The 19,582-nt window shown below is 36.9% G+C and carries 21 protein-coding genes; 4 read left to right on the top strand and 17 right to left on the bottom strand.

The features are described 5' to 3' along the window. Window positions 1–201: 201 nt before the first annotated feature. Window positions 202–1,098: a LysR family transcriptional regulator gene (locus MT390_RS10900; RefSeq protein WP_499441096.1), complete on the bottom strand. Its 897-nt coding sequence runs from the start codon at window positions 1,096–1,098 to the stop codon at window positions 202–204. 186 nt (window positions 1,099–1,284) lie between these two features. Here MT390_RS10900 and MT390_RS10895 point away from each other — a divergent pair, with 186 nt between their 5' ends. Together MT390_RS10895 and MT390_RS10890 are read left to right on the top strand one after the other, a co-directional pair. Then, on the top strand, window positions 1,285–2,277 hold the full coding sequence (locus MT390_RS10895) for an aldo/keto reductase (RefSeq protein WP_499441094.1): 993 nt from the start codon (window positions 1,285–1,287) through the stop codon (window positions 2,275–2,277). Between the two features lie 101 nt (window positions 2,278–2,378). Then, window positions 2,379–3,257 (top strand): aldo/keto reductase, encoded by an 879-nt coding sequence (locus MT390_RS10890; RefSeq protein WP_166371661.1) that lies wholly within the window; start codon window positions 2,379–2,381, stop codon window positions 3,255–3,257. A 356-nt stretch (window positions 3,258–3,613) separates the two neighbouring features. Here the strand turns inward: MT390_RS10890 and groL are convergent, their stop codons facing one another. The 7 genes from groL to MT390_RS10855 form a co-directional block, all read right to left on the bottom strand. Beyond that, the gene (gene groL / locus MT390_RS10885) at window positions 3,614–5,245 is read right to left on the bottom strand and encodes a chaperonin GroEL (protein WP_166371660.1); all 1,632 of its coding nucleotides are present in this window, start codon (window positions 5,243–5,245) and stop codon (window positions 3,614–3,616) included. A 70-nt stretch (window positions 5,246–5,315) separates the two neighbouring features. After that, window positions 5,316–5,606 (bottom strand): co-chaperone GroES, encoded by a 291-nt coding sequence (locus tag MT390_RS10880; RefSeq protein WP_025565176.1) that lies wholly within the window; start codon window positions 5,604–5,606, stop codon window positions 5,316–5,318. 182 nt (window positions 5,607–5,788) lie between these two features. Continuing rightward, window positions 5,789–6,034 (bottom strand): DUF1107 family protein, encoded by a 246-nt coding sequence (locus tag MT390_RS10875; RefSeq protein ID WP_166371659.1) that lies wholly within the window; start codon window positions 6,032–6,034, stop codon window positions 5,789–5,791. A gap of 149 nt (window positions 6,035–6,183) precedes the next feature. After that, window positions 6,184–6,654, bottom strand: a complete 471-nt coding sequence (locus MT390_RS10870; protein ID WP_499441090.1) for an FxsA family protein — start codon at window positions 6,652–6,654, stop codon at window positions 6,184–6,186. A gap of 214 nt (window positions 6,655–6,868) precedes the next feature. Beyond that, window positions 6,869–8,035: a 3-phenylpropionate MFS transporter gene (locus MT390_RS10865; RefSeq protein WP_499441088.1), complete on the bottom strand. Its 1,167-nt coding sequence runs from the start codon at window positions 8,033–8,035 to the stop codon at window positions 6,869–6,871. A 168-nt stretch (window positions 8,036–8,203) separates the two neighbouring features. Then, on the bottom strand, window positions 8,204–8,821 hold the full coding sequence (locus MT390_RS10860; RefSeq protein WP_166371657.1) for a prepilin-type N-terminal cleavage/methylation domain-containing protein: 618 nt from the start codon (window positions 8,819–8,821) through the stop codon (window positions 8,204–8,206). Then, entirely contained in the window at window positions 8,815–9,339 is a 525-nt protein-coding gene (locus MT390_RS10855; protein WP_166371656.1) for a GspH/FimT family pseudopilin, read from the bottom strand. The genes MT390_RS10860 and MT390_RS10855 overlap by 7 nt, the downstream gene beginning before the upstream one ends. A 406-nt stretch (window positions 9,340–9,745) precedes the next feature. Between MT390_RS10855 and MT390_RS10850 the strand changes: the two genes are divergently transcribed. Continuing rightward, window positions 9,746–9,931 (top strand): DUF3545 family protein, encoded by a 186-nt coding sequence (locus MT390_RS10850; protein ID WP_166371655.1) that lies wholly within the window; start codon window positions 9,746–9,748, stop codon window positions 9,929–9,931. Window positions 9,932–10,048: 117 nt separating this feature from the next. On the opposite strand, the gene rpoS is transcribed toward MT390_RS10850, so the two are convergent. The 8 genes from rpoS to MT390_RS10810 all read right to left on the bottom strand — a co-directional run bounded on the left by rpoS (window position 10,049) and on the right by MT390_RS10810 (window position 16,406). Beyond that, entirely contained in the window at window positions 10,049–11,044 is a 996-nt protein-coding gene (rpoS, locus tag MT390_RS10845) for an RNA polymerase sigma factor RpoS (RefSeq protein ID WP_499441085.1), read from the bottom strand. A 110-nt stretch (window positions 11,045–11,154) separates the two neighbouring features. Next, entirely contained in the window at window positions 11,155–11,937 is a 783-nt protein-coding gene (locus tag MT390_RS10840) for a peptidoglycan DD-metalloendopeptidase family protein (protein ID WP_346774339.1), read from the bottom strand. An 85-nt stretch (window positions 11,938–12,022) separates the two neighbouring features. Continuing rightward, the gene (locus MT390_RS10835) at window positions 12,023–12,604 is read right to left on the bottom strand and encodes a VTT domain-containing protein (protein ID WP_166371653.1); all 582 of its coding nucleotides are present in this window, start codon (window positions 12,602–12,604) and stop codon (window positions 12,023–12,025) included. Window positions 12,605–12,867: 263 nt separating this feature from the next. Further along, window positions 12,868–13,911: a tRNA pseudouridine(13) synthase TruD gene (truD, locus tag MT390_RS10830; protein ID WP_205963024.1), complete on the bottom strand. Its 1,044-nt coding sequence runs from the start codon at window positions 13,909–13,911 to the stop codon at window positions 12,868–12,870. Continuing rightward, complete coding sequence (gene ispF / locus MT390_RS10825) at window positions 13,908–14,390, bottom strand: 2-C-methyl-D-erythritol 2,4-cyclodiphosphate synthase (RefSeq protein ID WP_166371652.1); 483 nt, start codon at window positions 14,388–14,390, stop codon at window positions 13,908–13,910. The genes truD and ispF overlap by 4 nt, the downstream gene beginning before the upstream one ends. Window positions 14,391–14,399: 9 nt before the next feature. Beyond that, complete coding sequence (gene ispD, locus MT390_RS10820; protein ID WP_166371651.1) at window positions 14,400–15,092, bottom strand: 2-C-methyl-D-erythritol 4-phosphate cytidylyltransferase; 693 nt, start codon at window positions 15,090–15,092, stop codon at window positions 14,400–14,402. Then, a complete protein-coding gene (gene ftsB / locus MT390_RS10815; protein WP_028868786.1) occupies window positions 15,093–15,374 on the bottom strand; it encodes a cell division protein FtsB in 282 nt (93 codons plus the stop codon). A gap of 471 nt (window positions 15,375–15,845) precedes the next feature. Beyond that, window positions 15,846–16,406 carry a phosphopyruvate hydratase gene (locus MT390_RS10810; protein WP_166371650.1) on the bottom strand — a complete coding sequence of 187 codons (561 nt, stop codon included), beginning with the start codon at window positions 16,404–16,406 and terminating at the stop codon, window positions 15,846–15,848. A 439-nt stretch (window positions 16,407–16,845) separates the two neighbouring features. Here MT390_RS10810 and MT390_RS10805 point away from each other — a divergent pair, with 439 nt between their 5' ends. After that, window positions 16,846–17,559 carry a phospholipase D family protein gene (locus tag MT390_RS10805; protein ID WP_499441081.1) on the top strand — a complete coding sequence of 238 codons (714 nt, stop codon included), beginning with the start codon at window positions 16,846–16,848 and terminating at the stop codon, window positions 17,557–17,559. 604 nt (window positions 17,560–18,163) lie between these two features. On the opposite strand, the gene eno is transcribed toward MT390_RS10805, so the two are convergent. Further along, window positions 18,164–19,462 carry a phosphopyruvate hydratase gene (gene eno, locus MT390_RS10800; RefSeq protein WP_166371649.1) on the bottom strand — a complete coding sequence of 433 codons (1,299 nt, stop codon included), beginning with the start codon at window positions 19,460–19,462 and terminating at the stop codon, window positions 18,164–18,166. Window positions 19,463–19,582: the final 120 nt, after the last annotated feature.

The following is a 19,582-nucleotide window of genomic DNA, read 5'->3' as shown; positions in this document are numbered from 1 at the left end:
TGGGTATGTTTTAATAGGACTTAGTCAAAATATCCTAACTTATTTTATGCTCCTTTCCACCTAGAGTACTACACCTAGAGTATTACAACGATAGGAAGCTAACTCTCAAAGGCCTCAATAGCATATTTCAAGGGGTGAATTTATGTTGGGACGAAAGGTATTACCTCATTTCCTCGACACTATGCATCAACCAACTTAATTTCACATTTTAGTTTCATTGTTTTGAAAAACACTTATATTTTCTTGGACAAAAGCCATAAATGTATTAATTTTGGCCGAAGGATAAATGAGTTGTGGGTGCAATATATAAATACTTTGTCCTTGAATGTATTGATCGGTTAATACCTGTTGTAACTTACCTTGATGCAACTCCTTAGTGACATAATAATCTGCAATGCGAATAATACCCTTTCCTTGTATAGCCATTTGCTTTAACAAATTATTATCATTAATTGATAGCCAACCTTTTGTAGCAATATCACCTGACTTCAACGGCCAAAAAGGTTGCTCTAACGTAGTCAAACATTGGTGTTCAGTGAGTTGCTTAAACGATTCTGGCAAGCCGTGTTTAGAGAAATAAGTAGGAGAGGCGCACAAACAATGTTGATAGGAGAACAACTCTTTTGCGACCATATTTAGTGGAGGGTGAAGTGTTGCACGGAAGGCTAAGTCATAATCATCTTGATTCAAATCATAATTGGTATAACTGGAATCAATTTCGAAGATAACTGCGGGGTGGCGTTTCTGGAAATCATAACAGATGCTTAACAAAAAACATTCTGTAAACATTTTAGGGGCCGTTATTTTTATGACGCCCTCAAGTGCGCTATGTTCATGATAAATATTACGCTCTAAATTCAACATAGCAGCTTTAATTTCTTTACCCTGCGCCAACACTTTTTCACCTTGAAGCGTTAAACGTACACTACGGGTTGTCCTTATTAATAGAGGACATTTAAACTCTTTTTCTAGTTTTTTTATTTGATCTGATAAATAACCAGTTGAAATAGATAGATTTTCAGCGGCTTTGGTAAAGCTAAGTTGCTGAGCAATTTCTACGAATAACATTAAGCATTCTATTTTCTTGTGTTGTTGCATTACCCTTCCTTTATATCGATTAAAACTAACCACAAAGGTAGCATATTACCCACTACATCACGCAATAGCGTTAATTATTTTTTATAACGAATAATCATTTCGTTTTTCAGCGCTTATTATTTTATTTTTATGTATTAAAATAAACCCTATTAAATATATTGATAAGCAACAATAAGAGAGTGAAAAATGAGTGAACTTGCTAATACTAAAAAAATTAAACCGTTAAATAAATATCTTATCGATGTCGGTGATCTTGCTTTTGGTTGCATGGGATTAGGGGGTGGATGGGATCAAAATCCTGTCGCTGAAAATGAGATAAAACAAGCTCACCAAGTTATCGATACTGCTCTTGAATCAGGCATTAATCTTTTTGACCATGCAGATATTTATACTTTCGGGAAAGCAGAGAAAGCGTTTGGTTATGTGTTAGCAGAGCGTCCTGAATTACGTCAAAAAATGTATATACAATCAAAATGCGGCATTCGCTTTTCGGATGAAAGTGGACCAAAGCGTTACGATTTTTCAAAACAATGGATAAATTCATCAGTCGATAATATTTTGTCGCGTTTAAACACGGAATACCTGGATATTTTAATGCTGCATCGCCCCGATCCTCTGATGGAGTTAGATGAGGTTGCTAATACGCTTTTGGCACTAAAAAATAGCGGTAAAGTGCGTCATTTTGGTGTTTCAAATATGCAGTATCAACAAATGGCTTATTTACAGTCTGCCATGGATACGCCATTAGTTAACAACCAAATAGAGATAAGTTTAGCAAAATTAGATTGGTTAGAAAGTGGTGTGCTAGTGGGTAACTCGCAAGGTAATAATATTAATTTTGCAGCAGGAACGCTGGAATATTGTCAAACCAATAATGTACAAATTCAAGCATGGGGCTGCTTATCACAAGGCCTATTCTCTGGGCGAAATATTGATGATCAACCTGCCCATATTAAAGCGACTGCTGGGTTGGTTTTTCAATTGGCTGGCAAATACCAAGTGTCAACAGAAGCGATTGTTTTAGCGTGGTTAATGCGTCATCCCGTGAAAGTGCAGCCAATCATTGGTACGACTAACTTAGATCGTATTAAAGCATGTGCCCAAGCCAGCAATATTCAATTATCACGCAGTGATTGGTATGCATTGTATGAATCAGCTCGCGGCGGAGAGTTGCCTTAGATTGAGAATAAGTTTGGCCCAAACGGTACTTAATGTAATTAATGAAACGGCTACAGTATTTAACACTTTTTACGAATAATAATCATTAAAGAGAGTCTCATATGCAAAAAAGAAATTTTGGACTAACAGGGTTTGATGTACCAGCCATTGGCTATGGTGCAGGTGCAGTCGGTGATGGTCGATTAGAAGAAAAACAAGCCGAGAGAATTCTTAATCAGGTGTTGGATCTGGGGATCGGTTTTATTGATACGGCCAAAGGCTATGGTTTATCTGAACAACGAATTGGCCAATATATTAGTCATCGTCGAGATGAGTTTAAATTATCAACCAAGGTGGGTTATGGCGTTGAAGGGCAACAAGACTGGACCTATGACTGTATTATTACAGGTGTAGATCAAGCGCTTAAAACCATGAAGACTGACTTCCTTGATGTCGTACATTTACACTCTTGCCCTACTTCAGTATTGCAAGATGGCCAAGTAATCGATGCGCTTGATCAAGCCAAACAGCAAGGAAAGATTAAAGCTATTGCCTACTCTGGAGAAAACGAGGATTTACAATACGCAGTATCAAGTAATCGATTCGACAGTATTATGGCCTCATTGAATTTTTGTGACCAACGCATTATTCATAATCAACTGCCAGAAGCAAAACAGCAAGGCTTAGGCATGATTGCCAAACGCCCCATCGCTAATGCGCCCTGGCGTTTCAATAGTCAGCCAAACGATGACTACGCAGAAGAATATTGGCTACGCCGCAAGAAAATGGCTTTAGAGTTTGGTATGTCCGAATTAGAACTTGCCCTGCGATTTACAGTATTTACCTACGGAGTAGATACCGCTATTGTTGGCAGTGTCAATATCGCACATTTACAAAAAAACATTGAAATAATCAAAGCAGGCCCGTTATCTCAAGAGATCGTCCAATATATATACGCCCGTTTTAGGGAATGTGATGATCACTGGATAGGTCAAATTTAAGGTGAATGATAACGATTAGAAGTCAGTTAAAATAGAAGAAAATAAACAAGGTTAAGTTTACAACAAAGTCTAAAGTTGATAGTTCAGACATTGCAGAGCAGTAAGCTGCACAGGTTGCTATTAGTAATACTAACGGTGAATTAATCTGCTTTATGCGTATGCGTATGGGTATGGGTATGGCTAATTGTAGCTTGCAAGCGGCTGTGTTGCCTAAAAGATAAAGATTATGCTTACGCAAGAGACCTTAGACTTACAGCTTTGAGCAAAAGAAACAGCTAATAAAAAAGCCTGAATATTGCTATTCAGGCTTTTTTTTAACTACTTAAAGTAATCTGTATAGGGTTAAAAAACCACTACTACATCATACCGCCCATGCCACCCATATCAGGCATTGGGGCAGCTGATGCTTCTACTGGTAGGTCTGTGATCATACATTCAGTTGTGATCATTAGGCCAGCTACTGAGGCTGCAAATTGAAGTGCGCTACGAGTAACTTTAGTTGGGTCAAGAATACCCATTTCTAACATATCGCCGTATTCGCCCGTTGTTGCGTTGTAACCGTAGTTTGCAGTGCCTTTTTGTACGTTGCTTGCAACTACTGATGCTTCTTCACCACAGTTTGAAACGATTTGACGTAACGGAGATTCCATCGCACGAAGTGCAACACGAATACCTACGTTTTGGTCGTCGTTGTCGCCTTTAAGATCTTTTAATAGACCGGCAACACGTACTAGTGCAACACCACCACCAGCAACCACACCTTCTTCAACTGCTGCGCGCGTTGCGTGTAATGCATCGTCAACACGATCTTTTTTCTCTTTCATTTCTACTTCAGTTGATGCGCCAACTTTAATCACTGCCACACCACCTGCTAATTTAGCAGAACGTTCTTGAAGTTTTTCTTTATCGTAATCAGATGAAGAAGCTTCAATTTGTTGTTTGATTTGGCTAACACGTGCTGAAATAGCATCTTGTTGACCTGCACCATCAATGATTGTTGTTTCGTCTTTATTGATAACGATACGTTTAGCTTGACCAAGATCTTCAAGTGTTACTTTCTCAAGGTCTAGACCAATCTCTTCAGAGATAACTGTACCAGCTGTTAGGATGGCAATATCTTGTAGCATTGCTTTACGACGATCACCAAAACCAGGTGCTTTAACAGCTGCTACTTTCACGATGCCACGCATGTTGTTTACTACTAATGTTGCTAACGCTTCGCCTTCAACGTCTTCAGCAATAATTAATAATGGTTTTGATGCTTTAGCAACTGCTTCTAATGTTGGTAATAATTCACGGATGTTACCGATTTTTTTATCAACGATTAGGATGAATGGGCTATCTAGCTCAACAGTACCTGCTTCTTGGTTTGTCATGAAGTAAGGAGATAGGTAACCACGGTCGAATTGCATACCTTCAACCACTTCTAGCTCAGTTTCTAAGCCTTGACCTTCTTCAACAGTGATAACGCCTTCGTTACCTACTTTTTGCATTGCTGTTGCAATGATTTCGCCGATTTCCACATCAGAGTTAGCAGAGATAGTCCCTACTTGTGTAATCGCTTTAGAATCAGAACAAGGTGTCGATAGTTTTTTCAATTCAACAACAGCCGCTTTAACTGTTTGGTCGATTCCACGTTTCAGGTCCATTGGGTTCATACCCGCTGCAACTGCTTTTAGGCCTTCAGTGATGATTGATTGTGCTAATACAGTCGCTGTTGTTGTTCCGTCACCAGCTGCATCATTAGTTTGAGAAGCCACTTCTTTAACCATTTGTGCGCCCATGTTTTCAAACTTGTCAGAAAGTTCGATCTCTTTAGCAACAGTCACACCATCTTTAGTGATTTGAGGAGCACCAAAGCTTTTGTCGATAACTACGTTACGGCCTTTAGGACCTAGTGTTACACGTACAGCATTGGCTAAAATGTTTACGCCATCTAGCATTTTGATTCGAGCATCGTTACCAAATTTTACTTCTTTAGCAGACATTATATTTTCCTTTTACTTTTTCTTTAATTTTTGTTTTCAAAACAAGAGAATAAACAGCAATCGTTAACGATTATTCAACAATCGCTAAAATGTCATTTTCACTTAAGATCAGAACTTCTTCACCTTCAATTTTTTCTGTTTTCAAACCGTAGCCTTCACTGAAAATAACAGTATCACCTACTTTTACATCTAATGGTCTTACTTCACCATTTTCCAAAATACGACCTTTACCCACGGCGATAACTTCACCACGAGTTGATTTTTCAGCAGCGCTACCAGTTAAAACGATACCACCAGCAGATTTAGTTTCTTTCTCAGTACGCTTTAAAATAACACGATCATGTAGAGGACGAATAGACATTGTGACTTCCTTTGATAGTTAACAGACTTAGTTGTTTGATTAGTTGTTTAAACTGATGGGGCCAAAAAAATATGATTCAAGGTGATTGATAAAAAAATTGCTAAAAAAATTTCGTTTCGGGCATAAAAAAACCAGCTTAGTGAGGCTGGTCTTGTTTTAGACATCAACAACTGTATTGAAAATTAAACGGTAATCGTTTTTGGTTGAGAAAGCTCTAAAACCATTTTATTTATTTCGCTTACTGCGATCATTATTTTTTGCTCTGCAATAAGGTGTTTATAGGCAACAACTTTACCATCCACTACCCTAAAGCGACCTAAGCCAGCAATAAAAATACGTCCATTAAAGAAACCTTTGGCAAATTTTGCAATTTGACGCGGTTGATATTTTTTAAAAACTCTTAACGTGCTAGAACGACTAATTTTCATCGTTATCCCTCTGCTATTTATCACTTTTATAATTCATTATTATTTGCAGCGCATATCCTACCTAGGAATGATGACACTTTTATTAAAAAAATGTCATTAAAATAACGATATTAAAGTGATGTTATTAAAATAGTTTGATCAATCACTAATTAATCTAGTTTTTTATCTTCTTTATGTTCGAATTCACCTTCGATGATTGAATCATCTTGTGCTGTTCTTTGTGTAAAACCTTGGCTAGAAAATCCGCCCATACTTGCTTGAGGTGCAAATTTAACATTGGCTAAGATAACTTTGGCAATGCCAGCTCGAATACTTGGCTGTAACAATAACAAACCACAGATGTCGGTTACAAAACCTGGTGTCACTAATAACACACCAGTAATAATTAACATCATGCCTTCAATTAACTGTTGTCCCGGCATTTCACCAGCAGCCATACGTTGTTGTAACTTTTGAACCAATTGTAAACCTTGACTACGCACTAACGCAGAGCCAATTAAAGCGGTTAATATCACTAATGAAATAGTAGGCCAAGCACCTAAAAAACTACCGACTTTAACTAGAACAAATATTTCTAGTAAAGACACACCAGTAAAGATTAAAAATAATCGTGCAAACATAGAGACCTCAATTAACAAAGTGAATACCTAAATATAATGGGGGTTATTTTGTTAATATCAACCTATTGGATAATAAAAGGCGCTAAAAGTTCAAATACAAAAGATGATCTCATCACTTAAAAGGAGTTAATAGGATGCTTGCCATCGATAGAGCAACACTATTACAGTTGTCCGCGATAGTGATGCTCTAAGCAGAATCGAGACTAACTGCCTCTTAATCAATGGATTCAACATTGTTGTTTTGATCGCAATTCCATCGTTTTAACAACAAGAAAACCGGTAATAAAATAACTGCCATCCAAACAAAAAGCGTGCTTTCCTGTGGTACGTAGATCCAACCAGATACGTAGGTTAATATTGCCATCACTAACCCTAAAGCAACACTGGCATATAAAGTTTGATAACCGACCATTAGGTGCTCTGGTTGTTTAGCAATAAAACGCATGGCAGCTAAATGTGCTAATGCAAATGTGAAAGCATGGAATGTTTGTACCAACAATAGCCAAAAAAGATCCGTTGTTTGCGCCAATACGCCCCACCTTATCAATCCAGCCACGACGGCTAACAAACACATTTGCTTAATTGTCCAATGATGGAACCACTTATCGTTAAAGCGCATCAGTAGTACTTCAGCAAAAACACCTATTCCCCATAATAAAGCGATATTAAATTCAGATATATTCATTGAATTCCAATATAAAGCACTAAATGAATAATAAGCAGCATGGCTACCTTGGATCAGTCCCATTACTAAAATAAAATAAATAACACTCGGTTTTTTCAGCAAAGACAGTAAGTTGTTGTGTTTATTTTTAGGTGGCAAACTTTGTTGTTGTAATTGCGGCTCTAGACTTATTAGGGTTAAACAATAGTTTAAGAAAATCGCTATAATAATTAACCACAAAATACTTTCATGTCCAAACTCACCAATTGTCCAGCCGACAAAAGTTGAACCAACAATAAAGCTGACGGATCCCCATAACCTGATCTTGCCATAATTAATTTGGATTTGTTTAACTAGGCGAGTACCGATAATGTCACCAATCGGTACCATCGGCGCCATTAAAAAATTAAGTAATAAGGTGGCAGCAGCTAGTGCATACCAGCCCTGAAAATAAACCAATAAAAGCAAACACATTAAGCTTGTGAAGGTTAAATAACAAGCCAAACGTATCGGTCCATTGGCTGTTTTTAAGCGCGGTAATAAACCAATGGTGCTAACAAAACGCAATACTAAACCTAGTGAAAATAAAGTACCTATTTGTGCAGGACTCACGCCTTTTTCAGCTAACCAGATGCCCCAGAAAGGTAAAAAAATCCCCCATATAAAAAAGAAACAAACAAAATAAGAGGTTATCCAGGACTTAGCAGCGATATTCAAAAGTATTACTTCCTATTAGTATTTTATGGCATTTAGTATTGCATATTTAGCATTTCATAGTGGTGAAATGGCACATTGATGAAGTTGTATGCTCAAAAAAATACCATTGTATCGCTTTTTGATATTTAGTAGGTATATAAAATATTAAAGGAGGTTTATTGAATATTATCAATGAAATTCAGGGTTGCGTACTTGTACCTTTGTGGTTATTTGGTGGGTATATTCGCTGTTACTTTTCAACTGTGCTTTTATTGTCACTTCAACACTACGCATTGTTGCTTGTGCGTTGGAAGCGATACTTTCCACAAAGCTCAACTCTGTCACCTTTAGAAATTTAGGATCCGTTAAATTGACCCAACTACCACTACTATAACAATTGATAGCCTGCGAGTTTAAACCTCTTCCAAACTGTACACTATGCGAAGTTGATGAATAACGAAAAGCCATAAAATGGGAAGGTAAAGCAGCAACCGCATGATTATAGTTATAAGCATAAACAATACAGTGTTGCGTACCGCTATTGATACTATCAACAACTTTATTATTGGTTTGGCCTACCATAAAATGACTACCACCAAATCCAGCTCGGCGGATATCATTTTCCATTACCCCTACAAGCGATTGTATATCTGCATGGAAACGAGAGAGCTTCATGCCTTTGTGACCAGCACTGACATTAGTAACGTATAAACTAATGATCATCGCCAATAGTAAGGAACCTAGTAGTAATGAAATCAGCACTTCTATCAGGCTAAAGCCAGACTTTAATGATATGGGCGCTAACATTTTTTATATCCAAGTTGAGCTTGGTCTGGCGCACAGACTCTTAAACGCATCGCACTTTGTATAATCGATAAAGAATGTTGCTCGCTATTAGTCATTGTGACGCTGCCAGTTTCTACTGAAAAGCGTAATGAGCCATAGGATGCCTGTGTCCCTGTAAAAGTTAATGTTGAACTATCAATAACAATCGTTTTTCCATCGGCAAGATCTTGTACTTTTTCAACACCATCTAATTGGCAAGAATTAGCACTAAAACAATCACAATGATTGGTATCACTGATACCCATCTTCCAGAGGTTACCTTGTTGACAAAAATTAACGTAAATCTTTTGATTGCGTTTAATTGCTTCTACTTTTGCAAGTTGTAGTGTGTAATAAACTTCTGACGTGCGACTCAGCAAGGTTTGGTTTGCCAGAATCCCTTGGTATGAAGCCGTGGATATTGAAATAATAACGCCTAAAATAGCGAGCGTAATGATTAACTCAATAAAGGTAAAACCGTGATCATGGAAGTGAGTCATTGCTCCTCCTAATATTTTACAGTTTATAATTTGAGGTTAAATATTACATCGTAATGATGTTTAAGACTGTCCACCTGTTTTGCAGAAGCATAACTGAAGCATCAAACAATGATCTATTCAGCGTAGAACAAAAAATCAATTTAGCATGAGTCACAGTACGCAGTTATGTTGATTTCTTTAAACGTGGGCAGTGAAATTTACACGGAGGAATAGCTTAGTTTATAAGGTAAACAAATATAAATGATTGTTCTCTTTAGCAAATTAAGAACAAGTAAAAAGCAAATGCGGCCAACTTAAAAGGAATGCCACAATTAATAAAAGTGCAATATATTTGTCATAAAAATGCCATCTCATCAGCTTATTGTATTCAGCACACACAGTTGGACATTAAAGTTAAGGGGATAACATGCAACAGCTTCAATTAAATGATAGCGATATCAAAATTAATAACCTATTCCACACTCCCGTTAAACGTAAACCTAAACCTCGTAAGTGGCGAGAAATTGAAAATGCCAAGGCGCAGTTGATGCTCGCTAAAGAGTTACGAGAGATTGATCCTTCATTTAGCTTTTCTCAATCAGAATTAATATAGCCCGCCACTAGAACAGATATAAAATTTATCGGCAGATATAAAAAACGCATCCATTGGATGCGTTTTTTTATTAACTTTTCAATTAAACTATTGAGTTAAAATATTGATTTCAAACTATTAAGATTGAAAAAGAGCTTCAATAGATAACCCTTGTTTTGATAACACTTCACGTAGCGCTTTTAATGCTTCTACTTGAATTTGACGCACACGTTCGCGTGTTAAACCAATCTCTTTACCCACATTTTCTAATGTCGCCGCTTCGTATCCTAATAAACCAAAGCGTCTTGCTAATACTTCTCGTTGTTTTGCGTTTAAATCCTCTAACCAATCCACGATACGCAATTTCATATCGTTAGTTTGTAATGTATTTTCTGGTGTTGACTCGTTACTGTCTGGAATAATATCTAATAATTCTTTGTCTGAACTATGGCCAAGTGGTGTATCTACTGAACTTATACGTTCATTCAGCTTTAATATCTTTGACACTTCTTTTGCTGATACATCCAACTCTTTAGCGATGTCTTCCGGCGTTGGCTCATGTGTCAGTTTATGCGCTAATTCTCGTGCGGTGCGTAAATACACGTTCAATTTTTTAACAATATGAATAGGTAAACGTATCGTGCGAGTTTGATTCATAATGGCCCGTTCAATGGTTTGACGTATCCACCATGTCGCGTAAGTAGAAAAACGAAAACCTTTTTCTGCATCAAACTTCTCAACCGCGCGAATAAGCCCTAAGTTACCTTCTTCGACTAAATCTAATAATGATAAACCACGATTATTATAGCGACGTGATATTTTAACAACGAGACGCAAATTGCTTTCAATCATGCGTTTACGAGACACTTCATCACCACGATGAGAACGGCGTGAGTAATAGACTTCTTCTTGGGCAGTTAATAGCGGAGAGTAACCAATTTCACCCAAATACAATTGAGTGGCATCCATTACCTTAAATTCACTGCCTGTTGCATAGCGTTCAGGCTCTGCAGGGGTTTCTGCCTCAGCTTTATCAATACCTAATCCATCATCCATTTCAAGATCATCAACGATTGGCTGATTATAGTTGTCTAAATCCTTGTTCTCTGAATTAACTGAAGTTGTTCCTACCATGGTTGCACTCCCTTTTTACCGCTTCAATTTGATGAACTATTACTTTTAAATTGGGCCTTTTAAATATTCCTAAATTATTTCAATCATTAACTGAAAACTTGATCGCGTTATTAACGTTTAGGTAAGTAACGCATGGGATCAACAGACTTACCACGATAGCGAATATCAAAATGTAATCGCACGGTATCTGTATCACTATCTCCCATCACAGCTATTTTTTGGCCCATTTCAACTTGTTCATTCTCTTTTATTATTAGTTTATCATTATGTGCATAAGCACTTAAATAATCATAATTATGCTTAATAATGACTAGTTTTCCATAACCTCTTAAACCGCTACCTGCATAAACAACTTTCCCTTTTGCCGCTGCATATATCGGTGTTCCTCGAACGTTAGAAATAGAGATACCCTTCATTCCTTGCGGGGAGTTAGCAAAGGTTTTTGTTAATTTACCTTTAGTTGGCCACTGCCAATCCGCCACTTTATTATTCGAATCTTGTTGATTAATCGTTTTCTTTTTAATCACTTTTTCATCAACATCATTAGCAGAATATGCTTTCGATGATTTTTTGACAACCTCTATTTTATTGTTTTGTTTACAGGTTTGAACTGTGCAACTTCCTGCGCTATTTTTTGCCTTATTTGATGAAGAAACCACCACTTTTGAGGTACTTGAGCGTAAATTTAGGACTTGTCCCTTCTTAATAATATAAGGCTTTCTTAAATGATTACGTTTAATTAACGTGTTCACCGCCATACCCGCTCGCCAGGCAATGGAATAAAGTGTATCGCCCTTTTGAACAACGTACTTTTTTTGCCCTGGTTTAATACTTTTACCACTTGCAATATAAGTGCCACCACCTTTGTTGAGCGCACCTTTATTTGATTTCACATCATAAACTGGTGCCCTACCACCGGGAGAAGAGCATGAAAACAAAAAAAACAATGTAGTAAATAATATAATTTTCACAATAAAACTAATGCTTTAAAGTAAAATATAAAATAGCAGCGGCAACAATTGTTAACCAACCTAAGACGTCGATATATTTACTTAATTTCGCTTCCATTTTTTCACCACCTAATACCATTAAACCTGCGACTAAAAAGAAACGTAATCCACGTCCCACTAAAGCCGTCAATAAAAAGGGCCAAAATGCCATATTCATGACACCTGCAGTTATGGTAAATACTTTAAATGGAATAGGTGTAAAGCTGGCAATAAAAATCACCATCACTCCCCAGTCATTGAACCATAATTGTGCAGTTTGCATTTTATCTTGATACCCCATCACCTCTATAAATGGCAACACAACGGGTTCATATAAAGCACTACCAAGGTAATACCCTACGGCACCACCTAACACTGAAAATACAGTTGCCCCGAAAGCAAAGCGCCATGCAAGATGGCGTTTTGCTAAAGCCATTGGTGCTAACATAATATCAACAGGAATTGGCCAAAAAATCGACTCAATGAATGCTGTTAAGTATAAATAAAAAGGAGCATATTTATGCTTAGACCAACGCATTACTTTTGTATAAAGTGGGGCAAATATTTTCACAGTTTTCTCTTTTATGAATAAAAATAATGGGTGACGACTAATTGCCGCCTAACCAATGCAATAAACAGTTAATTTTTGAGTCGCCGTTAAATCAGGTATTAGTGGGATACCACATATAAACGTCAAACTCAGTTGTCCTAATCAAATAGGATTGTATCGTTAAGATGATGTTAAGGAGCAATCGTCAATACTTGCTCCTATTTCATGCGGCTTTATTGTAGCTATATGAATAACCTAATAGCTCGCCACCACATAACAACTCATCATAGACTTGTATCAATAAGCTCGCGGATCACACTGGTTGCATAGCAGCCCGCGGGTAAATAAAATTTTATTGTTAAGGTAGTTTCATCCAACCATTGATAGCTAAACTGCTCAGGAATTAATAATAGCGGTCGACGCTCTTGTTTTAAGCCCTCTTTCGCCAATCCTTTTTGTATATCTTCAAATGAAGACAAACACGCTAATTCATATTGCTTTGCTTCGTCAGATGAAGTGAGCTCCCCCGCTCCCCATAAAGGGGCCGTTAAACAAACTTCGCGTATAGCTAAACGTTGTAATGTTTGTTCGGATAAATCAGGTAATGGAAAAAAAGAACGGTTAGCAACAAACTGAACACAATCACCGAGTAGAGGTTGCACCTGTAAATTATCAGCAATACGCTGTGATATAACGCGATTAAATAAATAACTTCTCGCCGCACTCAGGTAGATACCGCGTTTAAAACGATCTTTTATTTTTCGCCCATTAAACATTTGTAATGCAGCATTAACGTTATGACCATCAAAACCAAAACGTTGATTACCAAAATAATTTGGCACCCCTTGCGCAACTTGTTCTAATACTTTTTGTAATCTTTCTTTATCTGATATTTCACGTAAAACGATGGCGAAATGATTACCGGCAAGGCAGCCTGTACGCAGTTTTTTATTGTGGCGTATCACCTTTAATATACTCACACCAGGTGACTCAAAAGTACTGAAGTCAGGGGTCACTTTGCCTGGAATATAAAGCGAAAACCATTGATAGGTTTCAGCTTGACGATCTTTCAATCCTGCATAACTCACATTCTTAGCTGCGATACCTGCAAACTTAGCCAATTGTCTCGCTAAATAATCAGTATTTTCACCTACTTTTTTAATCCATAAACAAACATGCTCGCCTTCCCCAGTTAAATCAAAATCTAAATGTTCTTCAACACGAAAATCTTCACAATGCTGTTTAAACCGACCTGTACTGCTAGGTTTTCCGTATAAGTAATTAAAGTCTAATGGATAAACCATTTTTTCAGGTTGTGTATCACTCATTGTGCATCCTTTAACAAAATAACCACAGCATGCGAGGCAATGCCTTCTTTACGCCCCATTGGTCCTAATTGCTCAGTGGTAGTTGCTTTAACATTGATGTTACCTAAGTCTGTATCGAGCAGACGGGTTAGCTCTGCACACATAGCATCAATGAAAGGTGCCATTTTAGGTGCTTGAGCAATAATGGTGATATCTGCATTACCTAAACGATAGCCTTTTTGTTTCGCTTGTTGGTACACATCAAGCAATAATTCTCGGCTATCAATACCTTTGAAAGCCGCATCATTGTCAGGAAAGTGGCGGCCAATATCGCCGAGCGCTAATGCACCTAGTATCGCGTCGCAAAACGCATGGATAGCAACATCCCCATCAGAATGTGCAAGTAAACCTTGGCTGTAAGGGATCTTCACGCCAGCAATGGTAATTGGGCCTTCGCCACCAAACTTATGTACATCATATCCATGACCAATACGGATCATATTATTTCCTTAATTGTGGGCGTTAAATTTAGAGAGATAAAATTCAGCGAGCAATAAATCTTCAGGCTGAGTTACTTTTAAGTTATCACTGCGCCCTTCAATGACAGTGATTGCTGCACCAACTAATTCGATAGCAGACGCTTCGTCAGTAATTAAGTGCTGATCTTGTATAGACGTTATAGCAGAGATTAATTGCTGATTGTTAAACATTTGTGGGGTGAGTGCGTGCCATAGATTGTTGCGGTCGACCGTACGTTCAATATTATTATGCAAATCAGTTCGTTTCATGGTGTCACGGACTCTACAACCTAACATAGCACCGGATTTATAGGTATTTGCATGAGCGATCAGCTTATCGATATCCTGTGTTTGTAAACAAGGTCGAGCGGCATCGTGAACTAAAATATACTCACTATCAGGCAAAACTTTGAGGGCACTCAGTACTGAATCCACACGTTCTTTGCCACCCTCTACTATCCTCAGTTTAGGGTGGTTAGCTAGACCTAACAGGTGAAACCATTGATCATTTTGAGCGATAGAAACCACTACTTTATTAATATCAGGGTGATTAAGAAAAGGTGTAATACTATGTTCAATAATCGTTTTATCTAAGAGAGGTAAATATTGTTTAGGGATCTGCGCCCCAACTCGCTTGCCAATACCTGCAGCGGGTATCACCGCAGAAAAAGAAAGTTTACTCATTTAATTTTCTTCCTTCGGTACAATACGGAAAAAGGTCTCACCTTCTTTAATCAACCCCAGTTCATTTCGTGCACGTTCTTCGATTGCATCCGTACCAGTTTTTAAATCGTCAATTTCAGAAAACATCATTTGATTACGAGTGGTTAGCTCAGCATTGCCTGAAATAGCTAATTCAACCTCCTGTGTAAATTCATGATGATCCTGCAATCCATTTTTACCGAACCATAAATGGTACTGTAGTAATGCGAATATAAAAATAAAGATAAACAACAGTAAGCGCATGATTTTATGACTCAGTATTAAAAAGTTAATCATCCCACATTCATCGGAAAATTAAAATCAACCCAAGACAGCTAAATCGTACTTATTGTCAGAATCTAAGCATCAAAAAATGCAGGTTAACGATTAAAACCACTTTAATAAAAGATTGAGTTACATTGTAAGATTGACTATAAGGTTGGCTATAGAGTTGATGGTGGTGAAGCATAAAGCCTAATACACCATCGTTTTAGTCGTTGCTAAGCTTGAAATTAAGGTAGATAGATAAGTAAGATAATTGATTGTAAGGTGGAATATTAAGGACAAATATTGATAGTAAATAATAGGATCAACCAAAACGAAAGTTAATTCAACAAATAAATTAGCCTTTTGGTACCCGCCATAAAAAACTAATAATGGAGAGAGAAGATCTCACTTAAGTACTCTCCCCCGTTCTTATTCCACAGGGGAGGCATCGTATTTAAATGGCAAAAATCAATTTTTCCAAAACAGTAATTTACCTTCAAGTTGAGGATAAAACGGATGGATGAATAACTTATGCGTCATAATTAATGCCACAATAGTTTTAATTACAATCATTTGTTCAATGCCTAACAGGTAATAAGCATAACCACCGACAAAAGCCGATATCCACATGAAATACTGAAATAGACGTAATTTTTTAACGCTCAAGGCAGTTAAAATAATCGCAAAATCAGCCCAAGTAAGTAACAAACCTAATGATGGATTTGCAAGATAATCATTGATAGAAAAATACGTCGCATACAATAAAAAAGCGATCATAATAACAAGAATAAAACGCGTCATCTTGCGAGAGAGTTCAGTAAAGTCACATAAGTAACGGTATAAAGTCACACTACCCACTACCAAATTTAATAATACTTTAGGCATCACTCCGATTAAAATCCCCCAAGACACATCATTAATAACCGAAAGGAATGAAGCAAGACGCACATTTTTCATGCCATTAAAAATCATTAAAAATATGTAGAAAAAGACACTTGTCCAACCAAGTAGATCAATAAGTGAAGGCATAGTAGCTCCAATAAGGGGGTCAATAAGGGATTCAATCTCAATAAAGCGCGCATTTTACGCTGAGTTAGCAAAATAAGATATGATTTAGCACATTGTAAGTGCATTTTAAATTTTCAATTTTGATGTTGAAAAAACGAGAGTAATTAATATATATCATGACGCTTCATTTCAACTTTCAATATGATATATCACTAAATAATCTACTTTATCGTTAACTTAACTTATTGATTAAATATATTATTAAAGTATGTTTAACCACTTATAGGTACATTAAAATTTAATGCGAAAAATAATATTGTGTTTTCTTAAATTTAATATGCTCCTAAATAACAAAATCATACAGATGATTTGCCCTCATGCATAAAACGGGAGCAACTACTTATAGTGATAATCCTGTTGCATAATTATTTTAATAAAATTTATAAAAAGGATTATTCAAATGGCAAAATTTTTAAACACCAGCGCAACAAATTATTATTTAGAAGAGTTGATAAAAAGTGCATCAGATCGCCTTATACTGATCAGCCCTTTTTTAAGATTAAATGATCGTGTTAAAGAATTACTTGAAGATAAAAATAGATTGAAAATTGATGTTCGTATTGTTTATGGAAAAAGCGAGTTACACCCAATGGAAATTAGTTGGTTAAATGAATTATCCTTTGTTAGAACAAGCTTTTGTAAAAACTTGCATGCTAAATGTTACATGAATGAAAGTTCTTGTATAATCACTAGTTTGAATCTCTACGAATTCAGCCAAGTTAACAATAATGAAATGGGAGTTCATATTTCACGCGAAGATGACTCTGACATGTATAGAGATGCATATGACGAGGCGCAGAGAATAATTAGGATAAGTGATGAGGTAAGAATTTCATTACAGAAAATTGAAAAATCAATTCAACAAGATGAAATAATCAAATCTGATGAATCAATAAGTGATACTAATTTAGTTAAAATCACATCCTCTAAATTGGCAACTAAACTTAAACTCAAAACAGCAGAGCTATTAGATAAACTTGTTTTATCAGAATATATAAAAGAAGAAAATGAACAACATATTCTAACAGATAAAGGTATAGCAGTCGGTGGAGAGGCAAAAAAAGGCCGCTTCGGAGCCTATTTTATTTGGCCTGAAGATTTTACTGTGAAATAGTGTTCTCTCTACTTCAAAACTAGTCATTGTTTATTAAAAACTAAGAGGCCAGTAGCTTCATATTTTACTATTCACTTAAGTAAAGAACATATGGACAAATTTAAAACCAGCTTTAAGACTGAAGTTAAAAGTTGTGCTGCTGCGCCTAAATCAATCGATAGGCAAAAAAAATCCCCAACCTAAGTTAAGGATTTTCTAATCTAAGATTTAAAAATCAAATTCTATTAAAAGAATTACTAACCTTTAACTTCTTTAAGACTGAAGTTAAGAGTGGTGCTGCTGCGCCTAAATCAATCGATAGGCAAAAAAAATCCCCAACTTAAGTTGAGGATTTTCTAATCTAAGATTTAAAAATCAAATTCTATTTAAAGAATTACTGACCTTTAACTTCTTTAAGACCATTGTAAGGTGCAGATGCGCCTAGCGCTTCTTCGATACGTAGAAGTTGGTTGCCCGTAGTTAACAAAGAGTAGCAACAGGGTCAGAACGGCTTAATGCTCTTTCGCCAAACAGCAGGTAAAAAAAATCCCCAACCTAAGTTGAGGATTTCTAATCTAAGAATTCAAAGTAGAATATTAGCCTTAACCGAAGTTAGGCAAAAATATTACTGACCTTTAACTTCTTTAAGACCATTGTATGGTGCAGCAGCGCCAAGAGCTTCTTCGATACGTAGAAGTTGGTTGTACTTAGCAACACGATCAGAACGGCTCAATGAACCAGTTTTGATTTGGCCAGCAGCTGTACCAACAGCTAGGTCAGCGATAGTTGAATCTTCAGTTTCACCTGAACGATGAGAGATAACAACTGTGAAACCAGCATCTTTAGCCATTTTGATTGCTGCTAACGTTTCAGTTAGTGAACCAATTTGGTTAAATTTGATTAAGATTGAGTTAGCAATACCGTTGTCGATACCACGCTTAAGGATCTTAGTATTTGTTACGAATAGATCGTCACCAACTAATTGGATTTTATCACCCATTAGTTTAGTTTGGTGTGCAAAACCATCCCAATCAGACTCGTCAAGACCGTCTTCGATAGAAACGATTGGGTATTTGTTAGTAAGATCTTGTAAGAAGAAGTTAAATTCTTCAGAAGTGAATTTTTTGCCTTCACCTTTAAGGTCATAGATGTTTGCTTCTTTGTCGTAGAACTCAGATGCAGCACAATCCATCGCTAATGTGATGTCTTTGCCTAATACGTAACCAGCATTTGCAACTGCTTTTTCGATAGCAGCAAGTGCAGCTTCGTTAGACTCAAGGTTAGGAGCAAAACCACCTTCATCACCAACAGCAGTTGAGTGACCGTCAGCTTTAAGTACTTTAGCTAGGCTATGGAATACTTCAGCACCCATACGTAGGCCTTCACGGAAATTAGGAGCGCCAACAGGTTGGATCATGAATTCTTGGATATCTACAGAGTTATCTGCGTGCTCACCACCATTGATGATGTTCATCATTGGAAGAGGCATAGAGTAAACACCAGAAGTACCGTTTAAGTCAGCAATGTGAGCGTATAGAGGTACTTTTTTAGAGATTGCAGCAGCTTTAGCAGCAGCTAGAGAAACAGCTAAGATAGCGTTTGCGCCGAATTTAGCTTTGTTTTCTGTTCCATCTAGGTCGATCATGATTTGGTCAAGCTCAGCTTGTGCTAGAGCATCTTTACCAGCTAGTGCTTCAGCGATTGGACCATTTACAGCAGCAACAGCTTTAAGTACGCCTTTACCTAAGTAACGAGCTTTATCACCGTCACGTAATTCAAGAGCTTCACGAGAACCAGTAGATGCACCAGATGGCGCAGCAGCCATACCGATAGAGCCATCTGCTAAATGAACTTCAGCTTCTACCGTTGGGTTACCACGTGAATCCATGATTTCACGACCAAGTACTTTAACTATGTTTGACATGATTATTCCTTTGTTTAAGTAAAAATAAAATTTTAAAAATTCTTTAAAACAAGCTGCGATTACATCCAGCAGCTTTTATTGTGTAATTTTTTAACAAACTAATGCGATCGGGTCAACAAA

This window comes from Vibrio sp. 2-Bac 85, from assembly GCF_037546705.1.
Taxonomy (GTDB): domain Bacteria; phylum Pseudomonadota; class Gammaproteobacteria; order Enterobacterales; family Psychromonadaceae; genus Psychromonas.
The sequence above is the reverse complement of the archived record's forward strand: the minus strand, read 5'-3'. Positions and strand labels throughout refer to the sequence as shown.

Coding starts and splice junctions, on each gene's coding strand:
- MT390_RS10900 (WP_499441096.1), bottom strand. CDS start 1,098: ATGCAACAACACAAGAAAATAGAATGCTTAATGTTATTCGTAGAAATT.
- MT390_RS10895 (WP_499441094.1), top strand. CDS start 1,285: ATGAGTGAACTTGCTAATACTAAAAAAATTAAACCGTTAAATAAATAT.
- MT390_RS10890 (WP_166371661.1), top strand. CDS start 2,379: ATGCAAAAAAGAAATTTTGGACTAACAGGGTTTGATGTACCAGCCATT.
- groL (WP_166371660.1), bottom strand. CDS start 5,245: ATGTCTGCTAAAGAAGTAAAATTTGGTAACGATGCTCGAATCAAAATG.
- MT390_RS10880 (WP_025565176.1), bottom strand. CDS start 5,606: ATGTCTATTCGTCCTCTACATGATCGTGTTATTTTAAAGCGTACTGAG.
- MT390_RS10875 (WP_166371659.1), bottom strand. CDS start 6,034: ATGAAAATTAGTCGTTCTAGCACGTTAAGAGTTTTTAAAAAATATCAA.
- MT390_RS10870 (WP_499441090.1), bottom strand. CDS start 6,654: ATGTTTGCACGATTATTTTTAATCTTTACTGGTGTGTCTTTACTAGAA.
- MT390_RS10860 (WP_166371657.1), bottom strand. CDS start 8,821: ATGTTAGCGCCCATATCATTAAAGTCTGGCTTTAGCCTGATAGAAGTG.
- MT390_RS10855 (WP_166371656.1), bottom strand. CDS start 9,339: ATGACTCACTTCCATGATCACGGTTTTACCTTTATTGAGTTAATCATT.
- MT390_RS10850 (WP_166371655.1), top strand. CDS start 9,746: ATGCAACAGCTTCAATTAAATGATAGCGATATCAAAATTAATAACCTA.
- rpoS (WP_499441085.1), bottom strand. CDS start 11,044: ATGGTAGGAACAACTTCAGTTAATTCAGAGAACAAGGATTTAGACAAC.
- truD (WP_205963024.1), bottom strand. CDS start 13,911: ATGAGTGATACACAACCTGAAAAAATGGTTTATCCATTAGACTTTAAT.
- ispF (WP_166371652.1), bottom strand. CDS start 14,390: ATGATCCGTATTGGTCATGGATATGATGTACATAAGTTTGGTGGCGAA.
- ispD (WP_166371651.1), bottom strand. CDS start 15,092: ATGAGTAAACTTTCTTTTTCTGCGGTGATACCCGCTGCAGGTATTGGC.
- ftsB (WP_028868786.1), bottom strand. CDS start 15,374: ATGCGCTTACTGTTGTTTATCTTTATTTTTATATTCGCATTACTACAG.
- MT390_RS10810 (WP_166371650.1), bottom strand. CDS start 16,406: ATGCCTTCACTTATTGATCTACTTGGTTGGACAAGTGTCTTTTTCTAC.
- MT390_RS10805 (WP_499441081.1), top strand. CDS start 16,846: ATGGCAAAATTTTTAAACACCAGCGCAACAAATTATTATTTAGAAGAG.
- eno (WP_166371649.1), bottom strand. CDS start 19,462: ATGTCAAACATAGTTAAAGTACTTGGTCGTGAAATCATGGATTCACGT.